This is a genomic window from Embleya scabrispora DSM 41855 (assembly GCF_000372745.1).
Classification (GTDB): domain Bacteria; phylum Actinomycetota; class Actinomycetes; order Streptomycetales; family Streptomycetaceae; genus Embleya; species Embleya scabrispora.
Genome location: NZ_KB889662.1, coordinates 139,143 through 155,915 on the forward strand (window position 1 = coordinate 139,143; position 16,773 = coordinate 155,915).

The following is a 16,773-nucleotide window of genomic DNA, read 5'->3' on the forward strand; positions in this document are numbered from 1 at the left end:
GCCGGTCGGCGAAGGCGCCTTGGACCCGCTCGTGGATCAAGTTGGCGAACCGAACGCGGATCCGGTAAGTTTTCGCCGCGCAGGCCCCAATAGCTCAGTCGGTAGAGCGTCTCCATGGTAAGGAGAAGGTCTACGGTTCGATTCCGTATTGGGGCTCCAGGCAAGCGAGAGGCCCCCCGGTCCGCCGGGGGGCCTCTCGTGTTTCGCCGGTCCATCCCGGGGTGGACCGGGGTGAACGGGACCGGATCTTTCGCCGACCTTTCACCGGCGCGCGGCGCCGAACGGCGCCGACCGGCACGGCTCAGCCGAACCGGGCCGTCAATCGGGCGTCCAGCCCGGCGAGATGGTCCCGCCCGTACGGCCCGTTCTCCAACCCCGCCAGCAGCGCGGGCGGCAGGTCCTGGGCGTACTCCGCCGAGCAACTCGCCGCCGCCAGCGCGATGGTGGCCACCGTGTCCACGTCGCCGGTGTACGCCACGCACGCCTGCAACAACGCGGCCGTGCCGGTGTGTGCGGCCAGCGCGGTGATCGCCGCGCGGGTGCTGTCCATACCCGGCGAGCCGACCTTGCCGCGCCACGGCCGCGCCCACACGGCCGGGTCCGTCGAGGCCGGCAACGTCGCCGCCAGCCACGTCGGCAACTCGGCGACCGGGCCCAGGTCGTACCGGCAGTAGTGCACCGCCAGCGCCGCCGCGGTCGCCGAGGTCATCCCGCCGAGTGTGCGGTGGGTGATCCGGGCCTGCAGCGCGGCCGTGCGGCGCACGTCGGCGAGATCCGGCAGCAGGCCCAGCACACCGGCGCGCATCGCCGCGCCGCTCTTGTCGCTTTCCGGCCGCAACACCTCCAGCAGCTCCGTGCCGTCGGCGACTTCCTCCAAAACACCCCGAAATCCCCGCGCGTATCCGGCGCGCGCGTCGCGCTTGTACGCCCGCACGAAAAGGTCCGCGAGCGCCGGTATCCCGTGATCGTCGCCGAGCAACCATTCGGCGACCGCGATACTCATCTGCGTGTCGTCGGTGTATCGGCCGGGCAGCACGTCACGATGACGAGGATGCTGCACATAACCGGCGAGTGTGTTGCCTCGCACGACGAACGGTCGATCCGCGTATTCGAACCCGGCTCCGTACGCGTCTCCGACCGCGAGTTCCACCAACATCGGGACCACACCCTCCACTGCGGCGGTCCGCCGTCCATCCGTGGCGACGGCGCCCCACCTCGCCGACTCGAGCCGGTAGAGCGTACCGTTGCCCGGGGGCGGCAACCTGATGGTCCGTCAGTCGTCGCGTGGGGAGCCCTGCGTGCGCCGGAGTGCGAGGGCGTACGCCACAATTCGGTACGGACCCGCGCGCACCACCTGTCCCTCTCCGGAGTGATGCTCCTCGCGCCGCGTCCAACTGCAAGACGTTTCCGCGCCGCGGCGGATACCGTCAACGATGATCACGCGATCGTCGGGACATACCGGAGGTACCAACCGGCTCGTCCGAACGGGTGATAACGGGTGATGTGGCTCGTTCACACGGCCGCTGGGGATTGTGGCCGGCTCGTCCGAGCGGCGACCGCACCGACATTGCACGGTGACGGATCGCCCCCGAGGAGGAAAGGTGGGGCGGTGGATCGACCATCGTGGGCGCCGGGCACAGCGTGCGTGCAGACGTGCCGGGGGACCGGCACGTGCGCCCGGACCACCGTGGGGAGCGCAGGGTGAACGGCGGTACGGACGACGCGCGGGCCGACGGGGCCGGAGCGTCGCTGAGCCGATTCGCCCGCGACTGGGCCCGCACCATCGAGGGCACCAGCTTCGTCCCGTTGAGCGGTGCCGAGATCGAGCAATACCTGCGCGAGCAGGCCCTGCGCCTGGCGCAGGCGCTGCGCACCGAGCCGTTCGACCCGGCCGGCGCGCGCGAGGTGGGCGCGTCCCTCGTCGGCGAACACTTCACCGGCAGCGGCACGCTGGAGCGCACACTGGGCCTGGTCGGCCCGTGGTGGCCCATCCTGCGCCGCGAGGCGGTCGGCCGCGGCCGGGACCCCGACGCGTACCTGGAGCGGATCGCCGGGCTGATGGGCGCCCTCGCGGCGGGTTACGCGGAGGCGCTGCGCCGGCGAACCCTGGACGAGCAGGAAGCCATCCACGCCGCCGTCCTGGTCGCGCGGGACAGCGCCGAGCACGCATTGCACACGAGTGAAGCGCGCTTTCGGGCGGTTTTCGACCAGGCCGCGATCGGCATCGGGATCGGCGACGTCGACGGCAACGTGATCGACGTCAACCAGGCGATGACCACGATGTTCGCGGCCAGCGTCGAGGAGATGTGCAAGCGGCAGGTCCGCGACTTCATGCACGACGGCGACACCGACCACATGTGGAAGCTCTACGACGAGTTGATCACCGGCGAACGCGACCACTTCGCCCTGGAGAAGCAGTTCGAGAAGGCCGACGGCGAGACGCTGTGGACCCATCTGTCGTTGTCCCTGGTCCGCGACTCCAAGGGCAACCCCGAGTACCAGGTCTGCATGCTGGAGGACGTCACCGACCGGCATCGCCTGCACACCCGGCTGCGCCACCAGGCGATGCACGACCAGCTCACCGGACTGCCCAACCGCGCGCTGTTCGTCGAGCGACTGACCGCGGCCTTCGAGCACCCGGGCCCCGGTGATCGGGTCGGCCTGTGCTACCTGGACCTGGACGGGTTCAAGGTGGTCAACGACAGCCTCGGGCACGACGTGGGCGACCAGTTGCTGGTCGCGGTCGCCCGACGGCTGAGCCGGTACGCGGGCCAGGCCGGGCACCTGATGGCGCGGATGGGCGGCGACGAGTTCGTCATCCTGGTCGAGCACTCCACCGGCACCGGGCAGGTGGTGGCGCTGGCCGACGGCGTGTTCGCCGCGCTGCGCGAACCGTTCCGGATCCGCGGCCACGACCTGACCGTCACCGCGAGCATCGGCATCGTCGAACGGCCGGTGGCCGGCACCAGCCCGGCGGACACGCTGCGCGCCGCCGACATAACGCTCTACTGGGCCAAGTCCGACGGGCGCGGGCGCTGGACGGTGTTCGACACCGACCGCAACGACCGCGAGGTGGCCCGCTACACGCTGTCCGCGGAGATGCCCGCCGCGCTGCACCACGGCGAGTTCTACGTCGACTACCAGCCGCTCGTCTCCCTGGCCGACGGCGGCGTGCTCGGCGTCGAGGCGCTGGTGCGCTGGCGCCATCCGCGCAACGGCCTGGTCGGCCCGGACCGCTTCATCGGGCTGGCCGAGGAGACCGGGCTGATCGTGCCGCTGGGCATGCACGTGCTGGAGCAGGCCTGCCGCGAGGCGCGCCGCTGGCAGGACCTGGAACCGGACGGCGCGCCCTTCATCAGCGTCAACCTCGCCGAACGCCAGTGCCGTGAACCGGGCCTGGTACGCCAGGTGGAGCGGGTGCTGGCCGAGACGGGCCTGGATCCGGGTCGGCTGCAATTCGAGCTGACCGAGAGCCAGATCATGTCCACCGACGGTGGCCCGCTGGAGCGACTACGCGAACTGGCCGCGATGGGCATCCGGATCGCGATCGACGACTTCGGCACCGGCTACTCGAACCTGGCCTATCTGCGCCGACTTCCGGTCTGCGAGCTGAAGATCGCCGGCTCCTTCGTCGAGGGGCTGCGCCAACCCGGCGACTCCGATCCGGTGGACGGCCGGATCGTGGCCTCGCTGGTCGAACTGGCGCACGCGATCGGCCTGACGGTGACCGCCGAGGGCATCGAAACGGCGGTCCAGGCCGAGCGGTTGCGGGCGATCGGCTGTGACGCCGGGCAGGGCTGGTACTTCTCCCGGCCCGGGCCGCCGGATCGCATCGAGGGCATGTTGGCGGGGGTCAAGGAGCGCAGTTGACCGTGGGGGCACGCCGGCCCGGGCCGGCGGCCTCGACCGGCGCGGCCTCGACCGGCGGCGCGGGTGGCCGGGTGGGTCGGCGGGCCGCCTTCGGGCGGGTGGCCCCGGCGGTGCGCCGACTCGGGCGAACGGCGCGGGCGGGCCGACGCGGGCGGCGCCGTCATACCCGTAGTACTTCGGAGCCACCCGGCGGATGAGCCCTGCGGCGGGATGTCGGTGGGCCGCGTCGGAACGTAGCCTCGGTGTCGAGGCGCGGCCGGATGCCGGCCCGCTCGAACGGCGGAGGTACGGCGTGCCTAGGGTTGATCTTGTGCGAAAGGGGGGCGGGAGCCGGTTCGGAAGGGCGGTGCGTGCAATCACACGCACGCTCCGCGAGGACCTGTGGACGGCGGCGCCCGACCCGCTCCCGCGCAGCTGGCGCGACTGGCAGCCGGCATTCGCAATGCTGTTGGTGCTCTTCGCGGTCCTGCTCGGGGTAACCAACATCAACCAGAACATCTGGCAATACGGCCTGGGCCACGGGGCCGGCCTGGTGCTCGGCGCCATACCGTCCGTGGCGGTCGTGGCCGCGATGTTCCGACCGTTGCCGGCCTGGTGGGCGGCGACCCTGGCGATGGTCGTCGTCGCGCTGGTGGCGAACCCGCACAGCCCGCAGCTGTACCCGTGGACCGGGGCCGGTATCGCGTTGCATGCCGCCGCGCTGTTCCTGCTGGCACTGCGGGTGCGCCCGCGCATCGCCGCCGAGGCGCTGGCGATCAGCGTGCTGGCGGGGCTGATCTGCATCGCGCTCCGCTCGCCCGTGCACAACCCGGACCTGTATCAGGCCGTGGTGGCCCTCACCATCGCCGCCGTGGTCGGCGCCTCGCTGCGCGGGCGGCGGGAGGCCCGGACCGAGTTGGTGGTCCAGGCCGAACTCACCGCCGAGGAACGGGCCCGGCGCACGCTGCTCGAGGAACGCACCCGGATCGCCCGCGAATTGCACGACGTGGTCGCCCACCACATGTCGGTAATCTCGATCCAGGCCCAGGTCGCACCGCACCTGGTGGACAACCCCTCCGAGGCGCTCCAGGAGAACCTGATCGGCATCCGGGCGAACGCGGTCGACGCGCTCGCCGAACTGCGCCGGGTGCTGGGCGTGCTGCGCTCCGAGGACGACCTGTCCGAGGCCATGCGGCACGCCCCGCAGCCCACCCTGGACCGGCTGGACGAGTTGGTCGACAACGTGCGCGGCGCGGGTCTGGAGGTCGACACCCGGATCACCGGCGAGCGGCGGGCACTGCCGCCCGGGGTCGAGCTGTCCGCGTTCCGGATCGTGCAGGAGGCGCTCAGCAACGTGTTGCGGCACGCACCGGGAGCGGCGATTCGGGTGGAACTGGGCTACCAGGCGACCGGCCTGGCCATTCGGATCGCCAACACCGCGGCCGAGACGGCCGACGCGCCCACCCGGCCGACCCCGCCGGGCGGCGGGCACGGGGTACTCGGGATGCGCGAGCGGGTCGCCATGCTGGGTGGCGAGTTCGCCGGCGGGCCGATTCCCGGCGGCGGGTACGAGGTAGTGGCCAGGCTTCCATTGGGGAACGATTCGTGACCATCCGGGTGTTGATCGCCGACGACCAGGTGATGGTCCGGCAGGGCTTCACCGTCTTGCTGAACGCGGAGCCGGACATCGAGGTGGTCGGGCAGGCCGTGGACGGCCTCGACGCGGTCGAGCAGGTGGCCGAACTCGCGCCCGACGTGGTGCTGATGGACATCCGGATGCCGCGGCTCGGCGGCATCGAGGCCACCGGACGGATCACCGGCCCCGCCGACGCCGTGGCCAAGGTGCTCGTGCTGACCACGTTCGACCTGGACGAATACGTGTACGAGGCGCTGCGCGCGGGCGCGTCCGGCTTCCTGCTCAAGGACGCCTCGGCCGAGGAACTCGCCCACGCGGTACGGGTGGTGGCGGCCGGCGACGCATTGCTCGCGCCGAACCTGACCAAGCGCCTGATCGGCGAGTTCTCCCGCTTGGCCGGCGCCCCGCGGGCCCCGCTCAAGGACCGCGTCGGCGACCTCACCGAACGCGAGACCGAAGTCCTGTCCCTGATCGCCCAGGGCCTGTCCAACGCGGAGATCGCCGCCCGCCTGGTGGTGGCCGAGCAGACGGTGAAGACCCACGTCGGCCGCATCCTGGTCAAACTGGGCCTGCGCGACCGGACCCAGGCCGCGGTGTACGCCTACGAAACCGGGTTGGTGCGACCGGCGGGCTACTGAGGGAGCCTTCGGCGCCGGGCCGCGGCGCTCGGGTGGGGTGGCGCGCGAATGGGCGGGGCGCGCCGCGAGTTCGGTGGGCGTGGGGGCCTGGGCCGCCCTGGTCCTCGATGCCGTGCGTCGGGCGTCGCCGCCGACTGCGCGGCTCAGGTGGCGCGGTCGCGCACTCGGTCCGGGACGACCGTTCGGCGCTTGAATCGGGCCCTGCCGCCGGACGCGCACGGCCCGACGGATGCGCACCGCCCGGCGGGCACGGGGTCGGCGTCGGGTGTGTGGGGCGCGATGTGCGTTGTCGGTCGGGGTGGTTAGCGTGTGCGGCGGTGGGGTTGAGCCACCGTCAATTCGACTATCCCGATGGAGGTTCGCCGTGTTTCGTCAGGGCGACATCCTGTTGCAGCCGATCGGTGAGCGGACCGTGCCGACCGGCGTCAAAACGTTGCCGACCAAGCCCCGGGACGCGCGCGGCCGACTGGTGTTGGCGCTCGGGGAGGCCACCGGGCACGCCCACGCGGTCGTCGGCGAGGGCACGCTCTACCTGGCCCCGGAACCGATGCTGATCGGCCACCTGCACCTGGACGAGGCCACTCGCATCGTGCACGAGGAGCACGCCACGATCGACCTCCCGAAGGGTTGGTACCGCGTGGTCCGCCAACGCGAGTACATCCCGGGCGCGGTCCGCATGGTGGCCGACTAGTGCCGTTCGCCGACGACGTCCGCGCCGCCGCGACGCCCGTTGCGGCACGGCGTGGCGCGCCCGGCTACGGCCCCGCCCGAAGTGGGCGCCGGCACGCGGCGGACGCCGTCGACCCGGAGCCGGTCCCACGAACCGCCGCCCCGGGCGGGTTCGTCACCGAGCCGCTCGGGCGGACCGCCGCCGACGCGCCGGTGCGTGCGTCGTCCCGGCGTGCGGCCCCGGCGGGCAACGCGCGAACCCGCCGGATGCGGCCCGGCCGGACCGAACTCCGAACCACACGAGGCCGACGCCATCGGTAGTGGATCGCTCCCGCCGAAACCGCAGGACCGGTGAGGCACAGGACACACGGCACGCGGCACGGCGACCGGTCGCCGCATCGGCCGGCGGAGTGCAGCGGCGCCGCGCCTACCGCGCCGGACGCGCCCACCGCTCGCCGCTCGCCGGAGCGAACCGGCGAGAACCGGCGAGAACCGGCATCGAGTCGGCGGCGCGGGTGGCCGAGTGAAGCCGGTCGGGGCGCTGCCGGTAAAAACATGGGCGTCCGCTCTCGGCGCACCCAGCGGATCCGGTGGGCGCGACCATCCCAAGCCGACCAAGACGCAACCGCAAGCCACGGGAGACACGATGGCCACGCCGCCCCGCAAGTTGCCCGGGATCGCGCTGCCGCGCAAGGCAGTCGTCCCGAGCCCGCCGGCCCCGCCCGCTCCGCCGGCCAACCCGGCCGCCGCGTCCTGGGCCGCGCACCGTAACCGCGAAGCGCAGGCGGCCCGTGCGGCCGAGTCGGCGGCGCCCCCCGCTCCCCCGCGTGCCGAGACGCCCGCCGACGCGGCGAGCCAGGACGCCCACCAGGCGGCGCGGGCCGCCAACCGGGCAAGGCGTACCCCGCACCACGCCCCGGCCCCCGCGGCCGACCGGCCCGAGCCGGCAGGCCACGACACGTCGACCCCCACCACCCACCGCCCCGGGCCGACTCCTCACACCCCGGCCACCAACGAGCGAGCGCGGCCGACGCCGCACCACGCCCCCGTGTTGGGTCTCGCGGACCGGCTCGCGCTGGCCGAGGCCACCACGGACTGGGCACACGTCGCCGCCGCCACCGGGCCCGCCGATCGGCCCGCCGCCGAGGAGGCCATCCGGGCCGTGTATCGGGCCGCGGGATTGCCCGAGCCGGAGCGCGTGGTCTGGTACGACTCGCCGCTCGCGGCGGCGGTGGCCGCGGCCGTGGCGGCGGGCAGTTGCAAGCCCGCCGATCTGGCCGCCACACGGCTGTCGGTGAAGGTTCCCGGCCGCCCGGGCCGACCCGTGCAGGAACGGCTCTGGAGTGGCCCCTGGACGACCGCCAAGGCCGAGGCCACCGCGGCGCTGGGCACGGCCGGCTGGGACCTCGCCTGGGCCGAGGGCGCCGATCGGCTGTGGGAGCCCACCCGGCAGCTCACCGAGCGGATCCGCGAGGCCGTGCACTCGGGCGTCGGCGCGTGGGACCCCTCCGTGCGCACCCCTGCCTCCCGAAGCCGCTGGGACGTCGCCGACAAGGTCCGCGCGACCACGCACAGCGCCCTGGGCGGCCAGCACGACGCGGCCTGGCTCGCGGTCTTCGACGGGCTCAAGGAGCGCTTCCCGGAATTCGACTTCCCGGTCCTGGCCGAACTGGGCGAGGTGGCCCGGCACGTCGGCTGGTGGTGGCCGTACGAGCGGGTCGTGCTGGTCAGCGAGCGGCCCACCACGATGCACCGCGACGACCAGTCGCGGCTGCACAACGGCGACGGCCCCGCGCTGACCTACGCCGACGGCTTCGCGCTGCACGCGTGGCGCGGCATGCCCGTCCCGGCCGACTTCGTCGGCGGCCTCGGCCCCGGCGGCAGCCGACTGACCGTGCGCGCGATCCACAACGAGGGCAACACCGAACTGCGCCGGGTGATGCTGGAGATCTACGGCTACGACCGCTACCTGCGCGAGGTCGGCGCCCAGCCGCTGGACCGGGACGAGACCGGCGTGTTGTGGGAGATCGAACTCGACGACGACGAACCGATCGTGATGGTCGAGGTGCTCAACTCCACCCCCGAACCGGACGGCACCACCCGCACCTACTGGCTGCGCGTACCGCCGGACACCGAAACCGCCCGCGAGGGCGTCGCCTGGACCTTCGGCCTGAGCCCGGAGGACTACCACCCACTGCACGAGACCTGACGCGCGCTCGCCGGGCCTGCCGCCCTGCTCACCGGCGCGGCGCCGGCGGCCGAGGCGTGCCGGGTGGTGGCGCCCTACCATCGCTGCGCCGGTACGAAATCCCGGCGGGGGCTGCGCCGTTCCGGGCTCAGCCCGCCAGCGCGGCCATGCGCAGGTCGACCACCAAGTCATCGACGGCCTCGCGGTCGGGGTGGCCGGGCAACACCGAGTCGATCGCGTCGAGGGCCGCCTTCTCCCGTTCGAAGCGCAGCGTGAACGCCTCGGGGTCCTCGACGGCCAGTCGGCCCACGGCGAACAGGTCCTCGCGGTGGGCGCTCACGTCCAGGAGCAATTCGCCTGTGCGCAGCAGCTGTTGCGCCTGAAGCAGCAGCCGCAGGCAGTGCCTGCCGTGCTTGGCGGTGCGCTTGGCCGTGTCGGCGGAGAACCCCTCCTTGCCCGCCTGATGCCGGCCCGACAGCCGCTTGGCCTGCTGGACGGCGTAGCCGCCGTACGCGGCCCGCACGTACTCCGTGGACAGGAACGCATCGCGCAGTGCCCGGATTCGGCGTCCGGCCTCGGTCTCGACCCGGTACTCGGGGAGCCAGAGCAGCTCGGTGATCGTCGGGTTGCACTTGAGCGCCAGGCCGCAGTACTTGCCCAGTTCGTGCATCGTCACATCGGGCTTCGTGGTCACCCGGGAGCCGCTCGTCACCTTGGCGCCGTCCAGCCCGAGGACCTGGCGCGAGTCGGCGATGTACACCCCGAGCAGGTCCTCGTCCGACTCCGCCGTGGCCAGCCCGTAGGCGGTCGAGCCGACCAAACCCATCAGCAATGTGCGCATCTCGCCGCTCCCCGCTTCCCCGTGATCCTGCCGCCGATCCCGCAGTATCCGACATCCCGCGCCCGATGCGAATCCTGTTTTCCGTCCGGCGGGGCCGTCGGGTCGTCGGGCTCGGGCCCGGGCGACGACCCGGACCGGCGCCGGCTGCGTCGAGTGGCTCGGGTCACTTCCGACTCACTTGATACATACCCCTGGGGGGTATAACTTTCCGATGTGGCCGCCACCAAGGCCACCGAGCGGCCCGCCCGGGCCGCTCGGGCACACCGCTCGATGCTCGGGAGATCGCCATGACCGTCCACGCCCACCACGCCGCCGCCCCCACCACCCCCGAGGGACTCCAGGTCTCGCGTGACGGCTACACACTGGTCCCGGTCGCCGCGCCGGCCGGTACGTTCGCGTTCCGTATCGACGGTCCCGACGGAGCCCCGGTGCGCGAATACCTACCGCAGCACGACAAGGACCTGCACCTGATCGTGGTCCGTCGCGACCTGAGCGGCTTCCGGCACGTGCACCCGGTGCTCGGCGAGGACGGCGTCTGGACCCAGGAGCTCACCCTCGACCGGGCCGGCACGTACCGGGTCTTCACCGACTTCGCCCCGGCCGCGACCGGCATCCCGCTCACCCTCGCCGTGGACGTGCACGTGGCCGGCGACTTCCGCCCGGTGCCGCTGCCCGTGCCCGCCCCGACCGCCGAGGTGGACGGCTACACGGTGACCCTGGCCGGTGAGCCGGCTGCCGGGCAGGGGGCGCACATCACCCTCTCGGTGGCCCGGGGCGGCCGGCCCGTCACCGACCTGGAGCCCTACCTCGCCGCGTTCGGCCACCTCGTGGTGCTGCGCGAGGGCGACCTCGCCTACCTGCACGTGCACCCGGGCGGCGCGCCCGGCGACGGGGTGACCCCGGCCGGCCCCGAGATCGCCTTCCACACCGAGCTGCCCAGCGTCGGCACCTACCGGTTCTTCCTCGACTTCAAGCACGGCGGGGTGGTGCGGACCGCCGAGTTCACCGTCGAGGCCGACAAGCCCGGGGCGCCCGGCGGGCACGGGCACGGGCAGCCCGAGGCCACCGACCCGCACGCGGAGCACCACGGTCACCACGGGCACCACCACGGCTGACCCGTACGGCGACAAACGGTGACACCGACGCGACACCGACGCGGCCCCGGCATCCCGGCCCCGCGTCGGTGTCGTGTTTTCCCGAAAAGCGGGGTACCGGAGCGATGCCCGACGCTCACCCCGCCCAGCCCGGAGGACCCACATGGCCGACGACGAAGGACCGCGACAAGCTCCCGCCCTCACCCGATCGGGCCACTTCGCTCGCGCCGAGGCCCCTTCGCGCCGTCGATCGTCGTACCGCGTCGACCCTTCCGCAGCCAAGTGACCGGCCGTTAACATCCGGAAGTTGCCTTCGACACACGTCGACATGCGTCGACATGCTTCGTCAGGCGAGGAGGCGAGCTCGTGCCCGTTCTTCGTTCCCGGCTCGATCCCCGGTCGGACACCTACCGGGAAAACCGCACGACGCAGCTCGCCGCGCTCGCGGCGCTGCGCGAACAGCTCGACCTGGCCCGCGCCGGCGGCGGCGAGCGCTATGTCGAACGGCACCTGGCGCGGGGCCGGTTGACCGCGCGTCAGCGCATCGAGCTGCTGCTCGACCAGGACGCGCCCTTCCTCGAACTGTCCTCGCTCGCCGCGTGGGGCACCGAGTTCACCGTCGGCGCGGGCCTGGTCACCGGCATCGGCCCGGTCTGTGGCGTGGAGTGCGTGGTGATCGCCAACGACCCCACAGTGCGCGGCGGTTCACTCAATCCGTACGCGCTGCGCAAGAATCTGCGCGCACTGGAGATCGCCCGCCGCAACCGGCTGCCGGTGATCAGCCTGGTCGAGTCCGGCGGCGCCGATCTGCCCACCCAGGCCGAGCTGTTCGTACCCGGCGGCCGCGTCTTTCACGACCTGACCGAGCTGTCCGCGCTGGGCATCCCCACCATCGCGCTGGTGTTCGGCAACTCCACGGCGGGCGGCGCGTACATCCCCGGCCTGTGCGACCACTCGGTGCTCGTGGCGGGGCAGGCCAAGGTGTTCCTGGGCGGTCCGCCGCTGGTGCGGATGGCCACCGGCGAGGAGGCCGACGACGAGGAACTGGGCGGCGCCGCGATGCACGCGCGGGTGTCCGGTCTGGCCGACCACTACGCCGTGGACGAGTACGACTGCCTGCGGATCGGGCGGCGGATCGTGGCCGAGCTGAACTGGCGCAAGCACGGTCCCGGGCCGACCCACCCGGCGGACGAACCGCTGTACGACATCGACGAGGTGCTCGGCCTGGTCTCGGCCGACCTGCGCGTCCCCTTCGATCCGCGCGAGGTGCTGGCCCGGGTGGTGGACGGTTCGCGGTTCGGCGAGTACAAGCCCGGCTACGGGACCAGCCTGGTCACCGGGTGGGCCTCGGTGCACGGCTTCCCGGTCGGGGTCTTGGCCAACGCGCGCGGCGTGCTGTTCGGCGAGGAGTCGAGGAAGGCCGCCGAGTTCATCCAGTTGGCGAACCGCTCGGACACCCCGCTGCTGTTCCTGCAGAACACCACCGGCTACATGGTGGGCACCGCGTACGAGCAGGGCGGCATCGTCAAGGACGGTGCCAAGATGATCAACGCGGTGACCAACTCGACCGTGCCGCACCTGACCCTGAACATCGGCGCGTCGTTCGGCGCGGGCAACTACGGCATGTCCGGCCGCGCGTTCGACCCGCGGCTGCTGTTCGCCTGGCCGACCGCCAAGCTCGCGGTGATGGGCGCCGCACAACTGGCCGGCGTGTTGTCCATCGTCGGCCGACAGGCCGCCGCGGCGCGCGGGATCGCCTTCGACGAGGAGGTGGACGAACTGCGTCGCAGCGCGATCGAGGCGCAGATCGAGCGCGAGTCGCACGCGTTCTTCGTCACCGCGCGGCTGTACGACGACGGCGTGATCGACCCCCGCGACACCCGCACCGTGCTCGGCATCGCACTGTCCGCGGCCCACTCGGCGCCGGTCGCGGGCACCACCGGATACGGGGTCTTTCGCATGTGACGCCGCGGAGCACCGCGGGCAACCCGTCCGCCCGGGGACCCGAGCCCAACAGCACCGCGCGCAACCCGACCGCCAAGAGGCTGGACCCGACCCGAACCGACGCGCAAGCGCCGCGCACCGACCCCAAAACCCGCACACCGAGGGGATCGTATGCCGCTCATCCGCAGGCTGTTGATCGCCAACCGCGGCGAAATCGCGGTGCGGATCGCCCGCACCGCGCACGCGATGGGCATCGACACCGTGGCCGTGTACGCCGATCCGGACACCGACTCGCCCCACGTCGCGGCGGCCGATCAGGCGGTGCGGCTGCCCGGCGACGCCGCCGCGGACACCTACCTGCGCGCCGACCTGCTGATCGAGGCGGCCCGCGCCACCGGCGCCGACGCGGTGCATCCGGGCTATGGATTCCTGTCCGAGAACGCCGATTTCGCCCGGCGCGTCGAGGCCGCCGGGCTCGTCTTCGTGGGGCCCGCGCCGGAGACCGTCGCCGCGATGGGCGACAAGCTCGCGGCGAAGGAACTGCTCGGTGCCGCCGGCGTGCCGGTGCTGCCCGGCGGGATCGTCCGCGAGGACGGCGACGCGCACGAACTCGCCGCCCGGATCGGCTTCCCGCTCCTGGTCAAGGCCGCCTTCGGCGGAGGCGGCCGAGGCATGCGCGCGGTGCGCGAACAGGCCGCTCTGCACGAGGCGGTGGCCGCCGCCCGACGCGAGGCGGGCGCCGCGTTCGGCGACGACACCATATTCCTGGAGCGCCTGGTGGAGCGCCCCCGACACGTCGAGGTGCAGATCTTCGGGGACACCCACGGGAATGTGCTCGCACTCTTCGAGCGGGACTGCTCGATCCAGCGCCGGCACCAGAAGCTGATCGAGGAGAGCCCGTCGCCGGCCGTCGATCCGGCGCTGCGCGCCCGGTTGTGCGCGGCGGCGGTGGCCGCCGGTCGGGCGATCGGCTATGTCGGGGCGGGCACCGTGGAGTTCGTGCTCGACCGGGCCGGCGCGTTCCACCTCCTGGAGGTCAACACCCGGCTCCAGGTCGAGCACCCGGTCACCGAACTCACCACCGGCCTGGACCTGGTCCGGCTGCAACTCCTGGTTGCCCAGGGCCATTCGCTGCCCGCCGAACCGGTTGCCGCGGGCCACGCGATCGAGGCCCGGTTGTACGCGGAGGACCCGATTCGCGGCTACGCGCCCTCGGTCGGCACGCTGCACCGCTTCGACATCGCCGAGCGGGACGGCATCCGGGTGGACGCCGGGGTGAGCGACGGCAGCCGGATCGGCCCGCACTACGACGCGCTGCTAGCCAAGGTGATCGCGTACGCGCCGACCCGCGACGAGGCGTGCCGCAGGCTCGCCCACGCGCTCTCCCGGGCCCGGCTGCACGGCGTCCGCACCAACCGCGACCTGCTCGTGGGCATCCTGCGCTCGCCCGAGTTCATCGCCGGCGACGCGGACACCGGCTTCCTGGACCGGCATTCCGCGGCCGAGCTGTGCGCCGGCGACCCGGCGGCGCCGGCGATCCACGCCGCCGCCGCGGCGCTCGCCGGGCAGGCCGAACGGCGCGCGACGACCCGTGTTCTGGGCGGCATCCCGAGCGGCTGGCGCAACGTCCGCAGCGCCGACCAGCAGGTGACCTACGCACACGACACCGACAGCCGCACGGTCGTGTCCTATCGCCTGCCCGATCATGTCGCGATCGATGGAAAGCCGCTGCCCGGCCTGGTCGTGCACGCCGCACACGCGGATCGGGTGGACCTGACCGCGGACGGTGTGCGGCGCACCGTCTCGGTACACCGGGTCGGCGACACGATCCACCTGGACAGCCCACTGGGCGCGAGCGAACTGACCGAGCTGCCCCGTCTGCCGGAACCGGCCGCATCCGCGGCCGAACCCGCCGGTTCGCTGCTGGCCGCGATGCCCGGCACGGTGGTCCGGGTCGCGGTCGCCGAGGGCCAACGCGTCGCGGCCGGACAGCTCGTGTTGGCCGTGGAGGCGATGAAGATGGAACACGAGGTGACCGCACCGCACTGTGGCATCGTTCGCCGGCTGCCGGTGGGCCCCGGCGAATCGGTGGACGCCGGCGCGGTGTTGGCGATCGTGACCGCCGACGCGGAGGCGGCCGGATGAGCGCGACGACCAACGACTCCCCGCCGGCCGACCGTCGCCCGGTCCGGATCGCGAACTGCTCCGGCTTCTACGGCGATCGCCGGGCCGCCGCGCGCGAGATGGTCGAGGGCGGCCCGATCGACGTGCTCACCGGCGACTATCTGGCCGAACTGACCATGTCCATCCTGTGGAAGGCCCGGGCCAAGGACCCCGACGCCGGCTACGCGCGCACCTTCGTGACCCAGCTGGAACAGGTCATGGGCACGTGCCTGGACCGCGGCATCCGGATCGTCTCCAACGCCGGTGGCCTCAACCCGGCGGGCCTGGCCGAGCGGCTGCGGGCGAGCGCGGAACGCCTGGGTCTGGCCCCGCGGATCGCCTACGTGACCGGTGACGACGTGCTGGACCGGATCGACGCCGGGCCGCGCGCGGTGACCGCCAACGCCTACCTCGGCGGCTGGGGCATCGCCGAGGCGCTCGCCGAGGGCGCGGACATCGTGGTCTGCCCACGGGTGACCGACGCCTCCCTGGTGGTCGGGCCCGCCGCCTGGTGGCACGGCTGGCGACGCACCGATTACGACCGGCTCGCCGGTGCGATCGTCGCGGGCCACGTGATCGAGTGCGGCCCCCAGGCCACCGGCGGCAACTACCCGTTCGGCGACCTTCCGCGCCTGCACCGCCCGGGCCGCACCACCGACTTCGCACTGGACACCCGCCGCCCCGGCTTCCCGATCGCGGAGGTGGCCGCCGACGGCTCGTCGGTGATCACCAAACACCGGGGTACCGGCGGCCTGGTGTCGATCGGTACGGTGACCGCGCAACTCCTGTACGAGATCGACGGACCCGCCTACGCCAACCCGGACGCGGTGGCCCGGTTCGACACCATCACGCTCGGCCCGGCGGGTCCCGACCGGGTACGGATCCGCGGGGTGCGCGGGCTGCCACCGCCGCCCACCCTCAAGGTCGCCGTCAACGAACTCGGCGGCTACCGCAACACCATGACGATGGTGCTGACCGGCCTGGATATCGAGGCCAAGGCCGCACACGCCGAACGCATGCTCTTCGACACGCTCGGCGGCCGGGATCGGTTCGCCGAGGTCGACGTGCGGCTGCTGCGCTACGACCGACCCGACGCGCCGACCAACGAACAGGCCACCGCGCACCTGCGGGTCACCGTCAAGGACCTCGATGCCGGCAAGGTCGGCCGGGCCTTCTCCGGCGCGGTCGTCGAACTCGCGCTGGCCGGATACCCGGGCTTTCACACCACCACCCCGCCCACCGCCGAGACCGCCTACAGCGTCTTTCGCGCGGCATGGATCCCGGCGACCGAGGTCGAGCACACCGTGGTGCTGCCCGACGGCACGTCCCGCCCGATCGCGCCGCCCGAGCACACCGCGCCGCTGCCCGACGCGACCTCCCCGCCCGAACCACCCGATCACCCCATGGGGCCGACCCGCCGGGTTCCGCTCGGGCTGGTCTGCGGCGCCCGCTCCGGCGACAAGGGGGGCGACGCCAACCTGGGCGTGTGGGCCCGCGACGACGCCGGATTCCGTTGGCTGCGCGGGCATTTGACGGTGCATCGGCTGCGCGAACTGTTCCCGGAGGCGGCCGGGTTGCCGATCGAGCGCCACGTACTGGCGAATCTGCGCGCGGTCAACTTCGTGATCGTCGGCCTGCTCGGCGAGGGCGTCGCGGCCTCCACCCGCCCGGACCCGCAGGCGAAGGGCCTGGCCGAGTACATCCGATCGCGGCACACCGACATCCCCACGACGCTGTTGGACGAGTGAGCC

The 16,773-nt window shown here is 72.8% G+C and carries 11 protein-coding genes and 1 tRNA gene; 10 read left to right on the forward strand and 2 right to left on the reverse strand.

Annotated features, from left to right (window positions below; genetic code table 11):
* Window positions 1–83 precede the first annotated feature (83 nt).
* Window positions 84–159, forward strand: a tRNA-Thr gene (locus tag A3IC_RS0117030).
* A 142-nt stretch (window positions 160–301) separates the two neighbouring features.
* On the opposite strand, the gene A3IC_RS0117035 is transcribed toward A3IC_RS0117030, so the two are convergent.
* A complete protein-coding gene (locus A3IC_RS0117035; protein ID WP_026218363.1) occupies window positions 302–1,156 on the reverse strand; it encodes an ADP-ribosylglycohydrolase family protein in 855 nt (284 codons plus the stop codon).
* Window positions 1,157–1,701: 545 nt separating this feature from the next.
* Here A3IC_RS0117035 and A3IC_RS0117040 point away from each other — a divergent pair.
* The 5 genes from A3IC_RS0117040 to A3IC_RS0117070 all read left to right on the forward strand — a co-directional run bounded on the left by A3IC_RS0117040 (window position 1,702) and on the right by A3IC_RS0117070 (window position 9,001).
* Entirely contained in the window at window positions 1,702–3,870 is a 2,169-nt protein-coding gene (locus A3IC_RS0117040; protein WP_191864128.1) for a putative bifunctional diguanylate cyclase/phosphodiesterase, read from the forward strand.
* A 346-nt stretch (window positions 3,871–4,216) separates the two neighbouring features.
* The gene (locus A3IC_RS54925) at window positions 4,217–5,458 is read left to right on the forward strand and encodes a sensor histidine kinase (protein ID WP_020551259.1); all 1,242 of its coding nucleotides are present in this window, start codon (window positions 4,217–4,219) and stop codon (window positions 5,456–5,458) included.
* Window positions 5,455–6,123, forward strand: coding sequence for a response regulator (locus A3IC_RS0117050; protein WP_020551260.1), 669 nt, complete (start codon window positions 5,455–5,457; stop codon window positions 6,121–6,123). The genes A3IC_RS54925 and A3IC_RS0117050 overlap by 4 nt, the downstream gene beginning before the upstream one ends.
* 364 nt (window positions 6,124–6,487) lie before the next feature.
* Window positions 6,488–6,814 carry a hypothetical protein gene (locus A3IC_RS0117055; RefSeq protein WP_020551261.1) on the forward strand — a complete coding sequence of 109 codons (327 nt, stop codon included), beginning with the start codon at window positions 6,488–6,490 and terminating at the stop codon, window positions 6,812–6,814.
* A gap of 1,053 nt (window positions 6,815–7,867) precedes the next feature.
* Window positions 7,868–9,001: a DUF6745 domain-containing protein gene (locus A3IC_RS0117070; RefSeq protein ID WP_026218364.1), complete on the forward strand. Its 1,134-nt coding sequence runs from the start codon at window positions 7,868–7,870 to the stop codon at window positions 8,999–9,001.
* A 127-nt stretch (window positions 9,002–9,128) separates the two neighbouring features.
* Here A3IC_RS0117070 and A3IC_RS0117075 read toward each other — a convergent pair whose 3' ends face one another.
* Window positions 9,129–9,821, reverse strand: a complete 693-nt coding sequence (locus tag A3IC_RS0117075) for a nucleotidyltransferase domain-containing protein (protein ID WP_020551265.1) — start codon at window positions 9,819–9,821, stop codon at window positions 9,129–9,131.
* A 287-nt stretch (window positions 9,822–10,108) separates the two neighbouring features.
* On the opposite strand from A3IC_RS0117075, the gene A3IC_RS0117080 reads away from it, so the two are divergent.
* The 4 genes from A3IC_RS0117080 to A3IC_RS0117095 all read left to right on the forward strand — a co-directional run bounded on the left by A3IC_RS0117080 (window position 10,109) and on the right by A3IC_RS0117095 (window position 16,770).
* Window positions 10,109–10,936: a hypothetical protein gene (locus A3IC_RS0117080; RefSeq protein WP_020551266.1), complete on the forward strand. Its 828-nt coding sequence runs from the start codon at window positions 10,109–10,111 to the stop codon at window positions 10,934–10,936.
* A gap of 345 nt (window positions 10,937–11,281) precedes the next feature.
* On the forward strand, window positions 11,282–12,880 hold the full coding sequence (locus A3IC_RS0117085) for an acyl-CoA carboxylase subunit beta (protein ID WP_020551267.1): 1,599 nt from the start codon (window positions 11,282–11,284) through the stop codon (window positions 12,878–12,880).
* Window positions 12,881–13,030: 150 nt separating this feature from the next.
* Complete coding sequence (locus A3IC_RS0117090) at window positions 13,031–15,004, forward strand: acetyl/propionyl/methylcrotonyl-CoA carboxylase subunit alpha (protein ID WP_020551268.1); 1,974 nt, start codon at window positions 13,031–13,033, stop codon at window positions 15,002–15,004.
* Complete coding sequence (locus A3IC_RS0117095; protein ID WP_020551269.1) at window positions 15,001–16,770, forward strand: acyclic terpene utilization AtuA family protein; 1,770 nt, start codon at window positions 15,001–15,003, stop codon at window positions 16,768–16,770. The genes A3IC_RS0117090 and A3IC_RS0117095 overlap by 4 nt, the downstream gene beginning before the upstream one ends.
* Window positions 16,771–16,773 lie beyond the last annotated feature (3 nt).

Excerpts from the sequence above, each read along its gene's own strand:
- A3IC_RS0117035 (WP_026218363.1), bottom strand. The coding sequence starts at position 1,156 with ATGTTGGTGGAACTCGCGGTCGGAGACGCGTACGGAGCCGGGTTCGAA.
- A3IC_RS0117075 (WP_020551265.1), bottom strand. The coding sequence starts at position 9,821 with ATGCGCACATTGCTGATGGGTTTGGTCGGCTCGACCGCCTACGGGCTG.
- A3IC_RS0117080 (WP_020551266.1), top strand. The coding sequence starts at position 10,109 with ATGACCGTCCACGCCCACCACGCCGCCGCCCCCACCACCCCCGAGGGA.
- A3IC_RS0117090 (WP_020551268.1), top strand. The coding sequence starts at position 13,031 with ATGCCGCTCATCCGCAGGCTGTTGATCGCCAACCGCGGCGAAATCGCG.
- A3IC_RS0117095 (WP_020551269.1), top strand. The coding sequence starts at position 15,001 with ATGAGCGCGACGACCAACGACTCCCCGCCGGCCGACCGTCGCCCGGTC.